The organism is Stutzerimonas stutzeri (genome assembly GCF_009789555.1).
GTDB classification, from domain to species: domain Bacteria; phylum Pseudomonadota; class Gammaproteobacteria; order Pseudomonadales; family Pseudomonadaceae; genus Stutzerimonas; species Stutzerimonas stutzeri_R.
In genome coordinates this window covers 253,309-266,912 of the sequence record NZ_CP046902.1, presented here as the reverse complement: position 1 = coordinate 266,912, position 13,604 = coordinate 253,309, and the positions used below count along the sequence as shown (strand labels likewise).

Genomic DNA, 13,604 nt, shown 5'->3' with positions numbered 1-13,604 from the left:
GGCCTGAGGCGAGGTGGACGTCGTCATCCACCTTGCTTCGGACCGGTGGCCGGTGATCACCCTACGCGCTGGCCAGCCGCCTGATCAAAGCTGCCTGACCTTCAGCGAGCGACCTTTTATTTTTCCGGCATTCAGGCGACTGAGTGCCTGACGGGCGGCACCGCGTTCGACCGCGACAAACGCCTGGAAATCGAATATCGCAATTTTCCCGACCTGCGTGCCGGCAATCCCCGCATCGCCCGTGAGTGCGCCGAGAATATCGCCGGGGCGCAACTTGTCCTTGCGGCCCGCGCCGATGCACAGCGTCACCATCGGAGGCTGCAGCGGGCCGCCAGGCTGCGCTTTCAGATCGCTCAGCGGTTGCCAGTTGAGCGGTGCGTTCTGGCGTTCCTCGATGGCCCGGGCGCGATGGGCTTCGGCGGGTGCGACGAGGCTGATGGCGATGCCCTTTTTGCCGGCGCGCCCGGTGCGACCGACCCGGTGGATGTGGATTTCCGAATCGCGCGCCAGCTCGACGTTGATGACCATGTCCAGCGCGTCGATATCAAGCCCGCGCGCGGCGACATCGGTGGCCACCAGAACCGACAGGCTGCGGTTGGCGAACATCGCCAGGACCTGATCGCGGTCGCGTTGCTCCAGATCGCCATTGAGCGCCATGGCGGAGATACCCCTGGCGGTGAGCTGCTCGACCAGCTCCTGGCATTGTTGCTTGGTGAAGCAGAACGCGACGCAGGTCTCGGGGCGAAAGCTGGCGAGGATGCGCACCACGGCGTCCATGCGGTCTTCCGGGTCGATTTCGTAGAAGCGCTGTTCGATCTGTGAATCGTCATGCAGCGCCTCGGCCTTCACTTGTTGCGGGTTGCGCATGAACGTTGCGCTGAGCTGCTTGATGCCGGGCGGATAGGTTGCCGAGAACAACAGCGTCTGCCGCTTGCCTGGCGTCTGCTCGATGATCTCGGCGATCGCATCGTAAAAACCCATGTCGAGCATGCGGTCGGCTTCGTCCAGTACCAGCGTGTTGAGGCCGTCGAGTTTGAGCGACCCCTTTTTCAGGTGTTCCTGAATGCGTCCGGGGGTTCCGACGATGACGTGCGCACCGTGTTCCAGCGAGCCGATCTGGGGACCGATGGAGACGCCGCCGCAGAGGGTGAGAATCTTGATGTTGTCAGCCGCGCGCGCCAGCCGGCGAAGCTCCTTGGCAACCTGGTCGGCCAGCTCGCGGGTTGGGCACAGAACAAGGGCCTGGCAACCGAAATAGCGCGGATTGAGAGGCTCAAGCAGCGCGATGCCGAAGGCAGCGGTCTTGCCGCTGCCCGTCTTGGCCTGGGCGATGAGGTCCATGCCCTTGAGCATCACGGGCAGGCTCTGAGCCTGAATCGGCGTCATCTCGGTGTATCCGAGCGCGTCGAGGTTGGCCAGCATGGCTGAGCCAAGGGGCAGTGAAGAAAAGGCGGTACTGGGCACGGAAAAATACTTTTGCGGGGAAACGACGTTCAGTCTAACAGGCCGTTGGCCCATGCGGAGGCGGGCCATCGGGACAGCCCCCTTCGTAGCGAAACGTTTTGTAGGACAGGCAAATGGAACCGGTTGGCAGAGTGGTTGATCGATACCTTGTCCATCGCTCGTCCCAGGAGGTTGTTTTTGTCTCGCGTTATATTGCTTGCAGGGCTGTTGTCGATTCCGGCAATGGCGTCCGAACCCGCTCTGTATGGGCGTTACGAACACATCAAGATCGAAGAGATTGGCAAGACGTTACCCGCCAAGATGGATACCGGAGCCATGACAGCATCGCTGTCGGCGCGTGACATCGAGCAATTCCAGCGTGACGGCGACGACTGGGTGCGTTTCCGCCTGGCCGTCGAGGGTGCCGACGATACGTTGTACGAGCAGCCCCTGATCGGCATCAGCCAGATCAAAACCCGCGCGGAGGAGGGGAGCGAGGCCTCTCCCGGCAGCGAGCCGCCACGGGCAGAGCGGCCGGTCATCGGTATGCAGCTATGCATCGGCGACCAGCTGCGCGAGGCGGAGGTGAACCTCACCGACCGCACGCATTTCAGTTATCCGTTGCTGATCGGTGCCCGAACCATTCGTGACTTGAATGCCGCCATCGATCCGGCTGACAAATACACGGCGGGGCGTCCGACCTGCTGAGACGAAAGCGGGTAAAGGCAAAAAACGGCCGAAGTCATTATCCTTTTGCCCACGCCTTTACCCCTTTTCCATATGTAGTGAGTTGCAGAGGGTTATTAATAAGACGCTTCGTCTTGATACTTATAAACGCTGACCTGGGCTGCGTTTGATTAATCCTTTTTGTGCTTGTTACCCTTTTTTCGTATTAAAAGCTTAATACTCCGCAAGTTTCCCTGTTTGGAGGGCGTGGCCTTCGAACGTGGCCATCCGGCAGGGCGCGCCCATACCCGCGCCTGATCGACCGTCATGCGTCCAGGCGGCGATGCCCACATCGGGTGCTGCGCGCGATCATCCGCTTCGCTGCGCAACGTCTGCCGAAGGCCGTCAAACCGCGGCTTACAGGGCGTTTCCGGCGAAGTCCTCAGACTAAAGTCGGGGCTTTCTTTCCTGAACCCTTCCTTGCTAGATTCACGCTGTGGTTCCCCTCACTCGTAATAAAAATAAGACGGAGAACGTCAATGGCCGACGCCGATAAAGAAAATGCTGCTGCGTACTGGAAGGCGAACGTTCGCCTCATAACATGGAGCCTCGTGGTCTGGGCTCTCGTCTCATATGGTTTCGCTATCCTCTTGCGCCCGTTGCTGTCCGGAATACCGGTCGGCGGAACAGATCTGGGGTTCTGGTTCGCTCAGCAAGGTTCCATCATTACGTTCATTGCGATCATCTTCCACTACGCGTGGCGGCTGAACAAACTGGACAAGGAATTTGGGGTCGAGGAGTAAGCCAGAATGAGTCAATATTGGATTAACATGATGTTCGTGGGCGCCTCCTTTCTCCTATATATAGGGATTGCGGTGTGGGCCCGGGCTGGTTCCACCAAGGAATTCTATGTGGCGGGCGGCGGGGTTCATCCCGTGACGAACGGCATGGCGACTGCAGCCGACTGGATGTCCGCGGCATCGTTCATTTCCATGGCGGGCATCATCGCCGCCGGTGGTTACGGCACGTCGGTCTACCTGATGGGCTGGACCGGTGGCTACGTTCTGCTGGCCATGCTGCTGGCGCCCTACCTGCGCAAGTTTGGCAAGTTCACCGTACCCGATTTCATCGGTGACCGTTTCTACAGCCGCGGCGCGCGTCTGGTGGCGGTGGTCTGCCTGATTCTGATTTCCGTCACGTATGTGATCGGCCAGATGTCCGGTGCCGGTGTCGCCTTCTCCCGCTTCCTCGAAGTGAGCAACTCGGCCGGTATCTGGATCGCCGCGGCGATCGTGTTCGCCTATGCGGTATTCGGCGGCATGAAGGGTATTACCTACACCCAGGTGGCGCAGTACGTCGTGCTGATCATCGCCTACACCATCCCGGCCGTGTTCATCGCCTTCCAGCTGACGGGCAACCCGATCCCGATGTTCGGCATGTTCGGCACTCATGTCGAGTCCGGTGTACCGCTGTTGGACAAGCTCGATACCGTCGTTCAGGACCTGGGCTTCGCGGCCTACACGGCCGACGTCGACAACAAGCTGAACATGTTCCTGTTCACCCTGTCGCTGATGATCGGTACCGCCGGTCTGCCGCACGTCATCATTCGCTTCTTCACCGTACCGAAAGTGGCGGATGCCCGCTGGTCGGCTGGCTGGACCCTGGTCTTCATCGCCATGCTGTACCTGACGGCACCGGCCGTTGCGTCGATGGCTCGCCTGAACCTGGTCAACACCATCTACCCGGAAGGTCCGCAGGCCGAAGCGATTCTGTATGAAGAGCGTCCGGGCTGGATCCAGACCTGGGAACAAACCGGTCTGATCAAGTGGGAAGACAAGAACAGCGATGGCCGTGTGCAGATGTACAACGACGCCAACGCTGCCTTCGCCCCCACTGCGCAGGAGCGCGGCTGGAGCGGTAACGAGCTGACCGTCAACAACGACATCATCGTTCTGGCCAACCCGGAAATCGCCAACCTGCCGGGCTGGGTCATCGGCCTGATTGCGGCGGGCGCCATCGCGGCTGCACTGTCCACTGCGGCGGGTCTGTTGCTGGCCATCTCCTCGGCTATCAGCCATGACCTGATCAAGACGATCATCAATCCGAAGATCAGCGAGAAGAACGAGATGTTGGCTGCCCGCTTGTCCATGACGGCGGCGATCATCCTGGCAACCTGGCTGGGACTGAATCCTCCGGGCTTCGCGGCACAGGTGGTGGCACTGGCGTTCGGCCTTGCCGCGGCGAGCCTGTTCCCGGCCCTGATGATGGGGATCTTCTCCAAGCGTGTGAACAGCAAAGGTGCGGTCGCTGGCATGCTGGTGGGTCTGGTGAGCACCAGCGTGTACATCTTCCTGTACCTCGGCTGGTTCTTCGTCCCAGGCACTGCGTCCTTCGCCAACACGCCTGACAACTGGATTTTCGGTATCTCCCCGCAGGCCTTCGGTGCCATCGGAGCGATCCTGAACTTCGGTGTCGCTTACGCTGTATCGATGGCCACTGAAGCTCCGCCGCAGGAGATTCAGGATCTGGTGGAAAGCGTTCGTACGCCGAAAGGTGCTGGCGTTGCGCTCTCTCACTAAGTAAACGGCAGCAGGTGGGTTTAGAATCTGACCCACGGTTGAAACAAGTCGGGCTTCCATTCGGAAGCCCGATTTTTTTAAGGAAGATTCATATGATCTGGCATCTAATCGCTGCAATTGTCGCCGCAGTGGCGGGTGCAGGGGTTGCGCTGTTGCTGCGCAGCCTGACGCGTAAACGACTCCCGAAGTGGATCATTCCGGCATTTGCCGGGCTGGGTATGCTCGCCTACACCATTCATTACGAATACACATGGTTCGATACCAAGCAGGCGCGCCTGCCGCAAGGCTCCGTTGTGGTGTCGAGCGAAGAGGGCGAGATGTTCTGGCGCCCCTGGACCATCAGCTTCCCGATGCCGCTGGTGTACACGGTACTCGACGGCGCCGGTGCGCGGATCGAGGAGACGAGCAAGGGCCCTATCGCCCGTTTCGTTCTGTATCGCTTCGAAAAGCACCACTTGATGTCTACGGTCAAAAGCGCGACCTATCAGGCGCTCTGTAGCGAGAAGGTGATGTTCCGGCTGAACGAGGCCGGCGAGGCAAAGTTCGAAACCATGACCGAACTGGACGTGAACGCCCCGCTTTACCAGGCTGTCTGCACCAGCCCGTCGTGATCGCGCCAGCCCGGCCCACGCAGGCCTGGCGGCCAGGCTGATGCCGCCGCGCGGGCTGATCCTCTGGTTATCGGCTCGGCTTGCCGGGTCGAGGCAGCAATGGCCATAGACCCAGTGCCGCCTGCGTACCCAGCCCAATCCAGGCCAGCGTGTCCCACCAGCCGTCGCCGAGCAGCGCGGCGAACAAGCCGGCCGTTGCGAGCAGGGCGATCAGACCGGGCAGCAGAAACGTCGATTGGCGCCAGTTCATGCGACCTCCCCGCGTGTCGCGGTCACGCCGCGACGGCGTACCCACCACAGATACAGCCCGCTGCCGAGCACGAGGATGGTCAGCACGTCGAGCACGGCCCAGAGTATCTGCATTGGCCGCCCGCCATAGTCACCGAAGTGCAGCGGCTGCGACAGGCCGAGTGCATCCATGTACCACGGGCGCTCCCCAACGGCGGTGACATCCAGCGTTCGTGCATCGATGAGCACCGGCGTGAACAGATGCGAGGTCAGGTGGCTGCTGCCATTCATGAACACGGCGTAGTGGTGCTCGCTGGAAAAACGCGTGCCGGGGAAGGCAATGAAGTCCGGTCGCATACCGGGTGCCGCCTGGGTTGCAATTTCGAGCAACTGGCTGGCCGGTGCACGTTCCGTCAGCGCTGGCGCCTCCCGGTAGGGTTCGAGCATCGCGCTGAGCGATTCGGCACGCCAGGCTTCGATCAACAGGTCTGCACAGGCGCTGACGACACCGGTAATGCCGACCACCAGCGCCCAACTGAGCGTGACGACACCGATCAGGTTGTGCAGGTCGAGCCAGCGTGTACGCCTGGAGCGCTCATGCCGCACTTCGGCGAACGGCAGGCGCCGCATGAAGGGTGCGTACAGCACCACGCCCGAAACGATGGCAACGACGAATAGAATGCCCATGAACGCCAGCAGGAGCTTGCCTGGCAGGCCGGCGAACATATCGACATGCATCCGCAGGAAAAACATCATCAACCCGCCATTGGCGGCCGGCATTTCAACGGCCTCGCCGGTTCGGGCATCGAGCATGAAGGTATAGGACGAGTTCGGCTCGGTCCCCGCCGTGGCTGCGGTGATCGCCACCACGCCATTGGGTTCGTCCGCCTCCCAACCGAAATACTGCACGACCTCCCCGGCGCGATGCCGCTCGGCTGCACTGACCAACTGTTGAAGATCGAGGTGTGGCGTGCCGGCCGGCATCTGCCGCAGTTCCGGCGCCTCGCCAAGCAGATGCTCGAGTTCATGGTGGAAGATCAGTGGCAAGCCGGTAATGGCGAGCAACAGCAGAAACAATGTGCAGATCAGGCTGGTCCAGGTGTGAACGAAGGACCAGCGGCGGATGGTTTTGCTTTGCATCATGACTCCAGGAATGCCAAAGGCCGGGTCAGCGGCCTCTGATACCGCTGACTGGCTTACCAGGCGTAATTGAGGCTAGCCGTAATGCGGCGCGGGTCGCCGGCGTAGCAGTAGAAGCCGTCGCAGGTGGCCAGGTATTCCTTGTCGAACAGATTGTTCGCATTGATGGCTACGCTGGCGCCGTGAAGGCTGCTGTCGACCTGGCCAAGGTCATAGCGAACGGCCGCGTCATAGACCGTGTAAGCGCTGGAGTGGCCATCTGATTCGTCGCGCACGAAGCCGACGCTGCCTACCGCAATATTGTCGGTGGAGCCGACGTAACGCGCGCCGAAACCAACACCGAAGCCGGCCAGCGGACCTGCGGCCCAGTCATAGTCGGCCCAGATCGCTGCTTGATGCTCGGGCGTAAGCGGTAACGGACGATTCTTGTCCAGCGGATCACCGACCTTCGTCATCTTGCTGTTGGCGTAGGTATAGGAGGCGGTCAATTTGAGGTTGTCCGTGAGGCTGCCAGTAGCTTCCAGCTCCAGGCCGCGCACTTGCACTTCGCCGACCGGGGCGGTCACACCGCTGGTGTTGGTACTGATGATGTCTTGGCGCGTCAGGTCGTAAACAGCCGCGCTGAGTAGCAGCTCGCTACCGATGGGCTGGTACTTGATGCCGGCCTCGTATTGCTTGCCAGTACTCGGGCGGAAGGTCTGCCCCCCGGTCCCGCCTGCTTCGGCCTGAAAGGACTCGGCATAGGACACATAGGGAACCAGGCCCGATCCGAACACATAGCTCAGCGCCGCGTTACCGCTGAAAGCGCTGTCGCGGCGGCTGTCATGAGCGTTACCGGCGTTGTAGAACACCGAGTCGGTGTCCAGGCGATCCCAGCGGCCACCCAGGGTCAGTCGCCAGGCATCGAGTGACATTTGGTCTTGCAGATAAACGCCGGTGTTGCGGCGCTTCTGGTTGTAGTCCTGGTAGGCGGTATAGGCGACGCCGCTGAAGTCCTGGTCGTAGATGGGGTTGATAATGTTGCTGGCAGGTGCTGCGCCGTACTGCCAGCGGTAGCTGGTATTCACGCGCTGATGATCGAGCCCTAGCAGCAAGGTGTGACTGATGACGCCGGTGCTGAAATCCGCCTGGAAGTTGTTGTCCACCGCGAAGTGGCTGATGTCTTCGTCATATACGTTGGCGCCACGCTGTACGGTGCCGTCGTCGGCAACCGCAGAAGCCCAGCCGCCAGCTGTAATCGTTTGAGCTTCCAAGTCTATCTTGCTGTAGCGCAGATTCTGGCGGAACTGCCAGACATCGTTGATGCGGTGCTCGAAGGCATAGCCCAGTGCGTAGTAGCGCTTGTCATAGAACTCCCAGCCCGGATCGCCCAGGTTATCGTTGTAGTCGACCTTGCCAGCGGGCGTGCCCAGTTTGGTGCCCTGCAGGGGCAGGAACTGGCTGGTGGCGCCGGTATCGTCGCGGTTGAACTGGCTCAGGAAGGTCAACGTGGTGTCGTCGCTGATGTTCCAGGTCAGGCTGGGAGCCAGGTTGAATCGCTGGTCATCCATGTGTTCGATGACGGTACCGCTGTCACGACCGACGCCGCTGAAGCGGTAGAGAAAGCGGCCTTCGTCGTCGATACGACCGGTGCTGTCGAAGCTGATCTGCTTGTGTTGGTAGTTGCCGACCTGCACCTGAATCTCGTGGCTGCTCTGCGCCTGTGGGCGGCGGCTGACCGCATCCACCAGCCCGCCCGGTGGCGTCTGGCCGTAGACCGAAGAGGCCGGGCCGCGCAGGATGGCGACGCGCTCCAGGCCCCAGGTTTCCAGTTTGGGCATGGCGTAGGTGCCTTTGATCAGCGGCAGACCATCAAGCATCTGAATGGGTTCGAAGCCGCGAATCTTCATCCAGTCGGCGCGACTGTCGCTGCCGTAGCTGCTGGCGATCACGCCCGGCATATAGCGCACGGCGTCGTCGAGGCTCTGCACCTTGCGGTCTTGCATTTGCTCGCGGGTGGCCACCGAAATCGAGCGCGGGGCTTCGAGTATCGGGGTATCGGTTTTACTGCCGACCGCGGTGCGGGTCGCCAGATAGCCGTCCGCAGGGCCCCAGGCGTCTGCAACGGTCTCGCTACCTGTAATCACCACTTCCGGTAGAACCATGGCTTCAGCGGAATTGGAACTTGCTCCCGGCTGCAAGCTGTAACTGCCCGAGGCGCTCTGACGAAGCTCAAGTCCCGTGCCGCGCAAGGCGCGCTGCAGCGCACCCTGGCCATCGAAGCGGCCTTGTACCGGCTCGGCCATTCGGTCACGGGTCAACGCCGGGTCGATGCTGAGCACCAGTCCTGCTTCGGCGGCGATACGATTGAGGGTCGAGGCCAGAGGTGCGGCGGGCAGGGAGTACTCGCGAGCCTCGCCAACAGCTGTTTCGCCGTTGGGCGTCTGGGCTACCAGTGGCAGTGGCGCGACGGCAATAGCAACGGCCAGGAAGCGGGGGCGAAACAGTGAAATAGGTGGCATTTGTGAATAACTCCCGAATAGGAATATGTCTCAGTTACTCATCAAGCCGGATCAGAAATGAAAAGTGATAGGGGTCGCTGAAAATATTTTTTTAGGGGCTGCAGCGTCGCGGCGGTGGATGCTGCAGCTACTTGCCCGGATGGCTGACGGGTTGCGCCGGCACCACCTTGACCCACCAATCGGTGTGCCGCTCGATCTGCACCGGTAGGCTGGGCGGCAGGGCTGCCAATGCACGGTCGGTGTCATGCAGCGGAAAACTGCCGCTGATGCGCAGGGATTCGAGGCTCGGATCGAGGCCGAGGTAACCGTGGCGGTACTCGGCCAGCTTCGCCAGCAGTTCACCCAGTGGCAAATCCTCGACGACCAGCATGCCGTGGCTCCAGGCGTCCGCTGCGGTGGGCGCCTGCTGGTCGGCGCCGAGGCGATTGCGGTACATCACGACTTGTTCGCCGGCCCGCAGGGTCCGGCCTGCCTTAAGGTTACCGGGCAGGGCGGAAACCGCCGAGCGAAGCACGATCAGACGCGTCGCGTCGTCGCCCTCGCGCCGAACGATGAAGCGGGTGCCCAGGGCTCTCAGGTCGCCCTGTCGGGTTTCCACGATGAACGGTCGTGGGTCGTTGCCGGGTGCGGTTTCGATCAGCACTTCGCCCTGGTGGAGAAACAGCCTGCGCTGGCGGTCGTCGAAGCGGATGTCCACTGCGCTGCGGCTGTTCAGCTGGATGTGGCTGTGATCGGCCAGGGTAATGCTGCGCTGCTCGCCGCGGCCGGTGCGCTCGTCCGCCAGCCAGACCGGCAGTGGTTGCGTTTTGAGCGCCAACCCGGCGCCGACCACACAGAACAGCGCCAGCCCGAGCCAGGCGCGGTCGGCCGGCCCGCGTCGACGGGGCATCGCACTGGCTTGCAGGGCATGCCTTGCCACCGGCGAGTCGATTCGCGCCAGTTGTCGATCGATACCGCTCAACTGCGCCCAGGCTTTGGCATGCTCGGCGCTTTCGTCCAGCCAGCGCTGTAGCTCGTTGCCCACTCGGGGATCATTCGTTTCGTCACCCAGGCGCAACTGCCAGGCGATGGCTTCATCGAGTACGCGAGCCGATACCGGTTGGCGATCCATATTCAGCTGGGCTCGCCATAAACGGCGATGTAGCACTGGCGCAGGGCCTGGGCCAGGTACTGACGCACGCGAGGGACGGAGACCCCGAGGCGCTGGGCGATCTCGGCGTGGGTCATGCCATCCAGGCGGTTGTAGAGGAAGGCCGCGCGAGCATTGGGCGACAGCTGACCGAGCAGCGCGTTCACCTCGCGCAGCGCTTCGATGATTTGCAGTTGCTCCTCGGCACTGGGTTGCGTTTCTTCGGGTTGCAGCGCCAGCTCGTCGAGGTAGGCGCGCTCCAGTGCGCTGCGACGGAAATGGTCGATCAGCAACCCTCTGGCGATGGTTGCCAGCAGCGCGCGCGGTTCACGCACGCTGCCCAGGTCGTTGCGTTTGATCAGGCGCAGGAAGGTGTCTTGGCTCAGGTCCTCGGCGCGGTGCGGGCACGCCTGGTAGCGGCGCAGCCAACCGAGCAGCCAGTCGCGATGATCGCGATACAGCGAACCCACCAGAAGTTGGTTGGACGACTCACCAGCCGACACGGCGAACGCTCCAGGGCCGGATTGGCCGTTAACGAGAACTATTCGCAGATGATCGCAAGTTGCCGGCATTGGTGCAACGACAGATTGTCGGCCCGGTATCGCGGCGAATGCAGAGAGGCGCGGCGGTGGCGATTACATCAACTGTGCGCGTTGCCGGCGGCGCCAGTTCGCGAGCCGCAGGTTCAGCGCCGCGAGGTTAACGAGCCCTTGCCGGCGCGCCTTGCTAAGCAGGATGAGCGCCAGTTCGGCCGTCGCCAGCGCGTCGGCACTGGCGTGGTGGCGCTGCGCAACCTGAAGGCCAAAATGGCTGCACCACTCATCCAACCCATTGTGACGGGGCCGGTTGTCGGGGCGAAGCATCGGCGCAAGCTCGGCCACGTCCAGAAACGAATGGCGCAACTTGTAGCCGAGCGTCTGTCGCAACGCGCGGGCGAGCATGCGCTGGTCGAAACCGGCATGAAAGGCGAGAACCGGACTGTCGCCGATGAACTCCATGAGGTCCAGCAAGGCTTCGGCAGGTTCTTCACCGGCTTCCAGCACGCTCGGCGCAATGCCGTGAATCAGCACGCTCTCGCTGATTTTCTGAGCCGGTCGCAGCAGTGTTGATTCGAATTGCCGGCCCAGATCGATACCGCCGTTCTCGATGGTCACTGCGCCAATGGACAGTACGACGTCGCGGCGCATGTCCAGCCCGCTGGTTTCCAGATCGAGCACCACCATGCGTTGTTCCGGCAGCGGGCAGGCATCCAGCGCCGCGGGCGCGGGCAACCGATCGCGCCGTTGCAGTTGTTCAAAGGTCAGGATCGGGCCGCGTAGTTTGAACCAGGGCATATTCATAACTGATAACGCAGGGCCAGGCTGCTTTGCAGGCGTTGGGCCTGACGGAAGGACTCGCGCAGGATGCGGCGGTCCAGATGGTTGAGGCTATCGGGGTCGAGCCGGTTGGAGTAGAGCTGTCCGTCGCGTGCCTGCTCCTGGTGCTGCTGCATGCGTGTCTGTTGGATGAAATGGTAGGCCTCTTCGTAGGCCGCGCCATCCTTTGCGTCGATGACTTTCTTTTCGACCAGTTGGCGCAATCGGTCCAGGGTATTGCAGGCGGCGATGCCGTGGCTAAGCGCGAGCAGGCGTGCTCCGTCGACGAACGGCGTCAGGCCTTGCACCTTCAGATCCAGGGTCGCCTTGCCCTCGCCCTTGCGGGTGACCACGAAATCCCGGAAGCGGCCCACCGGCGGGCGCTGGCGCAAGGCGTTTTCGGCCAGCATTCGCTGGAACAGACGATTATCGGCAATTTCCTCGAGCAGCTCGTTGCGCAGTTGCTCGTAGCCCTCCCATGGCCCCCAGATCGCCCGCAGATCGAAGTAGATGGTGCTGCTGAGCAGGTTCTCGGGCGTCGATTCGCGGATGAACGAGCTGAAGCGGCGGTGCCATTCCTGTCGCGAAAGACACAGTTGAGGATTGCTGGCCATGATGTTGCCCTTGCACAGGGCGAAGCCGCAGATGTCCAGGTCTCGGTTGATGCGTTCGGCGAGCGGCAGCAGACGCCCGCGAATATGCGCGGCTTCGGCGGCATCGGCGGCTTCGAACAGAATGCCGTTGTCCTGATCGGTGTGCAGCGTCTGCTCCCGGCGTCCTTCACTGCCGAAACACAGCCAGGTAAAGGACACGCCAGGGTCGCCGAGCGCAGCGATCGCCAGTTCGATCACGCGGCACACCGAATGGTCGTTGAGCAACGTGATGATATGGGTGATCTGCGTCGAGGAAGCGCCATGCGCCAGCATGTTGTCGACCAGTTGCCGTATCCGGCTGCGGATGATCACCAGTGTATCGACGCTGTCGGCATGCGAGATGGCTTGCGCCAGGTGCACCAGATCGACTCGCTGCAGCGAGAACAGGTCGCGCTCGGAAATGACGCCGCACAGCGTTCCGTTCTCGACGATGCAGACGTGGGCGATATGCCGTTCGGTCATGGCGATCGCGGCATCGAATGCGCTGGCATCCGGTGGCAGATAGAAGGGGTTGGGCGTCATGAAGCGAGAGATCGGCACGGACAGTTCCGTGGTGCCGGTGGCGATCACGCGACGAAGGTCGCGCAAGGTGAAGATGCCTTGCGGGTGCAGTTGTTCGTCGGTGATCACGATGCTGCCGACGTTGCTGTCGTTCATCAGGCCGACCGCATCGGGGAGCGGCATGGTGGGCAGACAGGAGACCGGGTGATGAAGCGCCAGCTCGCCAATGCGGGTATCCAGCGAGTATTGCGACCCGAGGTTTTCCACGGCGCGCATCTGCGCCTGCTGGTTGACCAGATCGAGCAGGCTGCTCACCCCACGCATCGCGAAGTCGCGGAACGTGGCCGACTTGGACACCAGTTTCACGAACGCCGGTTTGTTCAACAGGAAGCAGAAGGTGTCTTCAGCGGCGAAGTGGCTGGTACGGGTGGCGCGCTCGCCCATCAGGGCCGCCATCGGGAAGCATTCGCCGACGATGACCTCGAAGGTGGTTTCGGTACCGCGCTTGCTGGTATGCGGCCGCTGGCCGTGCACGCGGCCCTGCTTGACGATGTAGAAATGTTCGACGACGCCGTCGTCGGGCGAAATGATGCAGTCGCCCTCGCTGTAGAAGCGTAGCTGGCAGTTTTCGACCAGATAGGCCAGGTGGCCCGGTTCCATCTGATTGAATGGTGGGAACTTGCGCAAGAACTCCATGGTGCCATGGATGTTCTGCATGACAGCGGTCTTTCCTGCCTCGGCGAAAGCATCGGCTTTGCTCATGGTCTACGTCCATTTTTTTAGCGCCCAATGGTGGGC

At 61.9% G+C, this 13,604-nt stretch carries 12 protein-coding genes; 4 read left to right on the top strand and 8 right to left on the bottom strand.

Translation table 11 applies throughout. The annotated features are described in order from the left end of the window. Positions 1 to 84: 84 nt before the first annotated feature. A complete protein-coding gene (gene dbpA / locus GQA94_RS01220; protein ID WP_158186349.1) occupies positions 85 to 1,464 on the bottom strand; it encodes an ATP-dependent RNA helicase DbpA in 1,380 nt (459 codons plus the stop codon). A 177-nt stretch (positions 1,465 to 1,641) separates the two neighbouring features. Here dbpA and GQA94_RS01215 point away from each other — a divergent pair, with 177 nt between their 5' ends. The 4 genes from GQA94_RS01215 to GQA94_RS01200 all read left to right on the top strand — a co-directional run bounded on the left by GQA94_RS01215 (position 1,642) and on the right by GQA94_RS01200 (position 5,299). Then, positions 1,642 to 2,151: an ATP-dependent zinc protease gene (locus GQA94_RS01215; RefSeq protein WP_158186348.1), complete on the top strand. Its 510-nt coding sequence runs from the start codon at positions 1,642 to 1,644 to the stop codon at positions 2,149 to 2,151. A gap of 497 nt (positions 2,152 to 2,648) precedes the next feature. Continuing rightward, entirely contained in the window at positions 2,649 to 2,912 is a 264-nt protein-coding gene (locus tag GQA94_RS01210) for a DUF4212 domain-containing protein (protein ID WP_158186347.1), read from the top strand. 6 nt (positions 2,913 to 2,918) lie between these two features. Beyond that, positions 2,919 to 4,688 (top strand): sodium:solute symporter family protein, encoded by a 1,770-nt coding sequence (locus GQA94_RS01205; protein WP_158186346.1) that lies wholly within the window; start codon positions 2,919 to 2,921, stop codon positions 4,686 to 4,688. A gap of 92 nt (positions 4,689 to 4,780) precedes the next feature. Continuing rightward, a complete protein-coding gene (locus tag GQA94_RS01200) occupies positions 4,781 to 5,299 on the top strand; it encodes a hypothetical protein (RefSeq protein ID WP_158186345.1) in 519 nt (172 codons plus the stop codon). 67 nt (positions 5,300 to 5,366) lie between these two features. Here GQA94_RS01200 and GQA94_RS01195 read toward each other — a convergent pair whose 3' ends face one another. The 7 genes from GQA94_RS01195 to GQA94_RS01165 all read right to left on the bottom strand — a co-directional run bounded on the left by GQA94_RS01195 (position 5,367) and on the right by GQA94_RS01165 (position 13,568). Beyond that, positions 5,367 to 5,549: a hypothetical protein gene (locus GQA94_RS01195; protein WP_158186344.1), complete on the bottom strand. Its 183-nt coding sequence runs from the start codon at positions 5,547 to 5,549 to the stop codon at positions 5,367 to 5,369. Then, positions 5,546 to 6,667, bottom strand: a complete 1,122-nt coding sequence (locus GQA94_RS01190; RefSeq protein ID WP_158186343.1) for a PepSY-associated TM helix domain-containing protein — start codon at positions 6,665 to 6,667, stop codon at positions 5,546 to 5,548. Before GQA94_RS01190 ends, GQA94_RS01195 begins: the two co-directional genes overlap by 4 nt. 56 nt (positions 6,668 to 6,723) lie before the next feature. Beyond that, on the bottom strand, positions 6,724 to 9,168 hold the full coding sequence (locus GQA94_RS01185; RefSeq protein WP_158186342.1) for a TonB-dependent siderophore receptor: 2,445 nt from the start codon (positions 9,166 to 9,168) through the stop codon (positions 6,724 to 6,726). 127 nt (positions 9,169 to 9,295) lie between these two features. Then, positions 9,296 to 10,279 (bottom strand): FecR domain-containing protein, encoded by a 984-nt coding sequence (locus tag GQA94_RS01180; RefSeq protein WP_158186341.1) that lies wholly within the window; start codon positions 10,277 to 10,279, stop codon positions 9,296 to 9,298. 2 nt (positions 10,280 to 10,281) lie between these two features. After that, positions 10,282 to 10,800 carry an RNA polymerase sigma factor gene (locus tag GQA94_RS01175; protein WP_158186340.1) on the bottom strand — a complete coding sequence of 173 codons (519 nt, stop codon included), beginning with the start codon at positions 10,798 to 10,800 and terminating at the stop codon, positions 10,282 to 10,284. Between the two features lie 132 nt (positions 10,801 to 10,932). Beyond that, positions 10,933 to 11,637 carry a 3'-5' exonuclease gene (locus tag GQA94_RS01170; RefSeq protein ID WP_158186339.1) on the bottom strand — a complete coding sequence of 235 codons (705 nt, stop codon included), beginning with the start codon at positions 11,635 to 11,637 and terminating at the stop codon, positions 10,933 to 10,935. Continuing rightward, complete coding sequence (locus tag GQA94_RS01165) at positions 11,634 to 13,568, bottom strand: putative nucleotidyltransferase substrate binding domain-containing protein (protein WP_158186338.1); 1,935 nt, start codon at positions 13,566 to 13,568, stop codon at positions 11,634 to 11,636. The genes GQA94_RS01170 and GQA94_RS01165 overlap by 4 nt, the downstream gene beginning before the upstream one ends. Positions 13,569 to 13,604 lie beyond the last annotated feature (36 nt).

What these genes read in the sequence shown, in the direction of transcription:
- GQA94_RS01165 (WP_158186338.1), bottom strand. Translation starts at nt 13,568, where the DNA reads ATGAGCAAAGCCGATGCTTTCGCCGAGGCAGGAAAGACCGCTGTCATG.
- GQA94_RS01195 (WP_158186344.1), bottom strand. Translation starts at nt 5,549, where the DNA reads ATGAACTGGCGCCAATCGACGTTTCTGCTGCCCGGTCTGATCGCCCTG.
- GQA94_RS01190 (WP_158186343.1), bottom strand. Translation starts at nt 6,667, where the DNA reads ATGCAAAGCAAAACCATCCGCCGCTGGTCCTTCGTTCACACCTGGACC.
- GQA94_RS01205 (WP_158186346.1), top strand. Translation starts at nt 2,919, where the DNA reads ATGAGTCAATATTGGATTAACATGATGTTCGTGGGCGCCTCCTTTCTC.
- GQA94_RS01185 (WP_158186342.1), bottom strand. Translation starts at nt 9,168, where the DNA reads ATGCCACCTATTTCACTGTTTCGCCCCCGCTTCCTGGCCGTTGCTATT.
- GQA94_RS01200 (WP_158186345.1), top strand. Translation starts at nt 4,781, where the DNA reads ATGATCTGGCATCTAATCGCTGCAATTGTCGCCGCAGTGGCGGGTGCA.
- GQA94_RS01170 (WP_158186339.1), bottom strand. Translation starts at nt 11,637, where the DNA reads ATGAATATGCCCTGGTTCAAACTACGCGGCCCGATCCTGACCTTTGAA.
- GQA94_RS01180 (WP_158186341.1), bottom strand. Translation starts at nt 10,279, where the DNA reads ATGGATCGCCAACCGGTATCGGCTCGCGTACTCGATGAAGCCATCGCC.
- GQA94_RS01210 (WP_158186347.1), top strand. Translation starts at nt 2,649, where the DNA reads ATGGCCGACGCCGATAAAGAAAATGCTGCTGCGTACTGGAAGGCGAAC.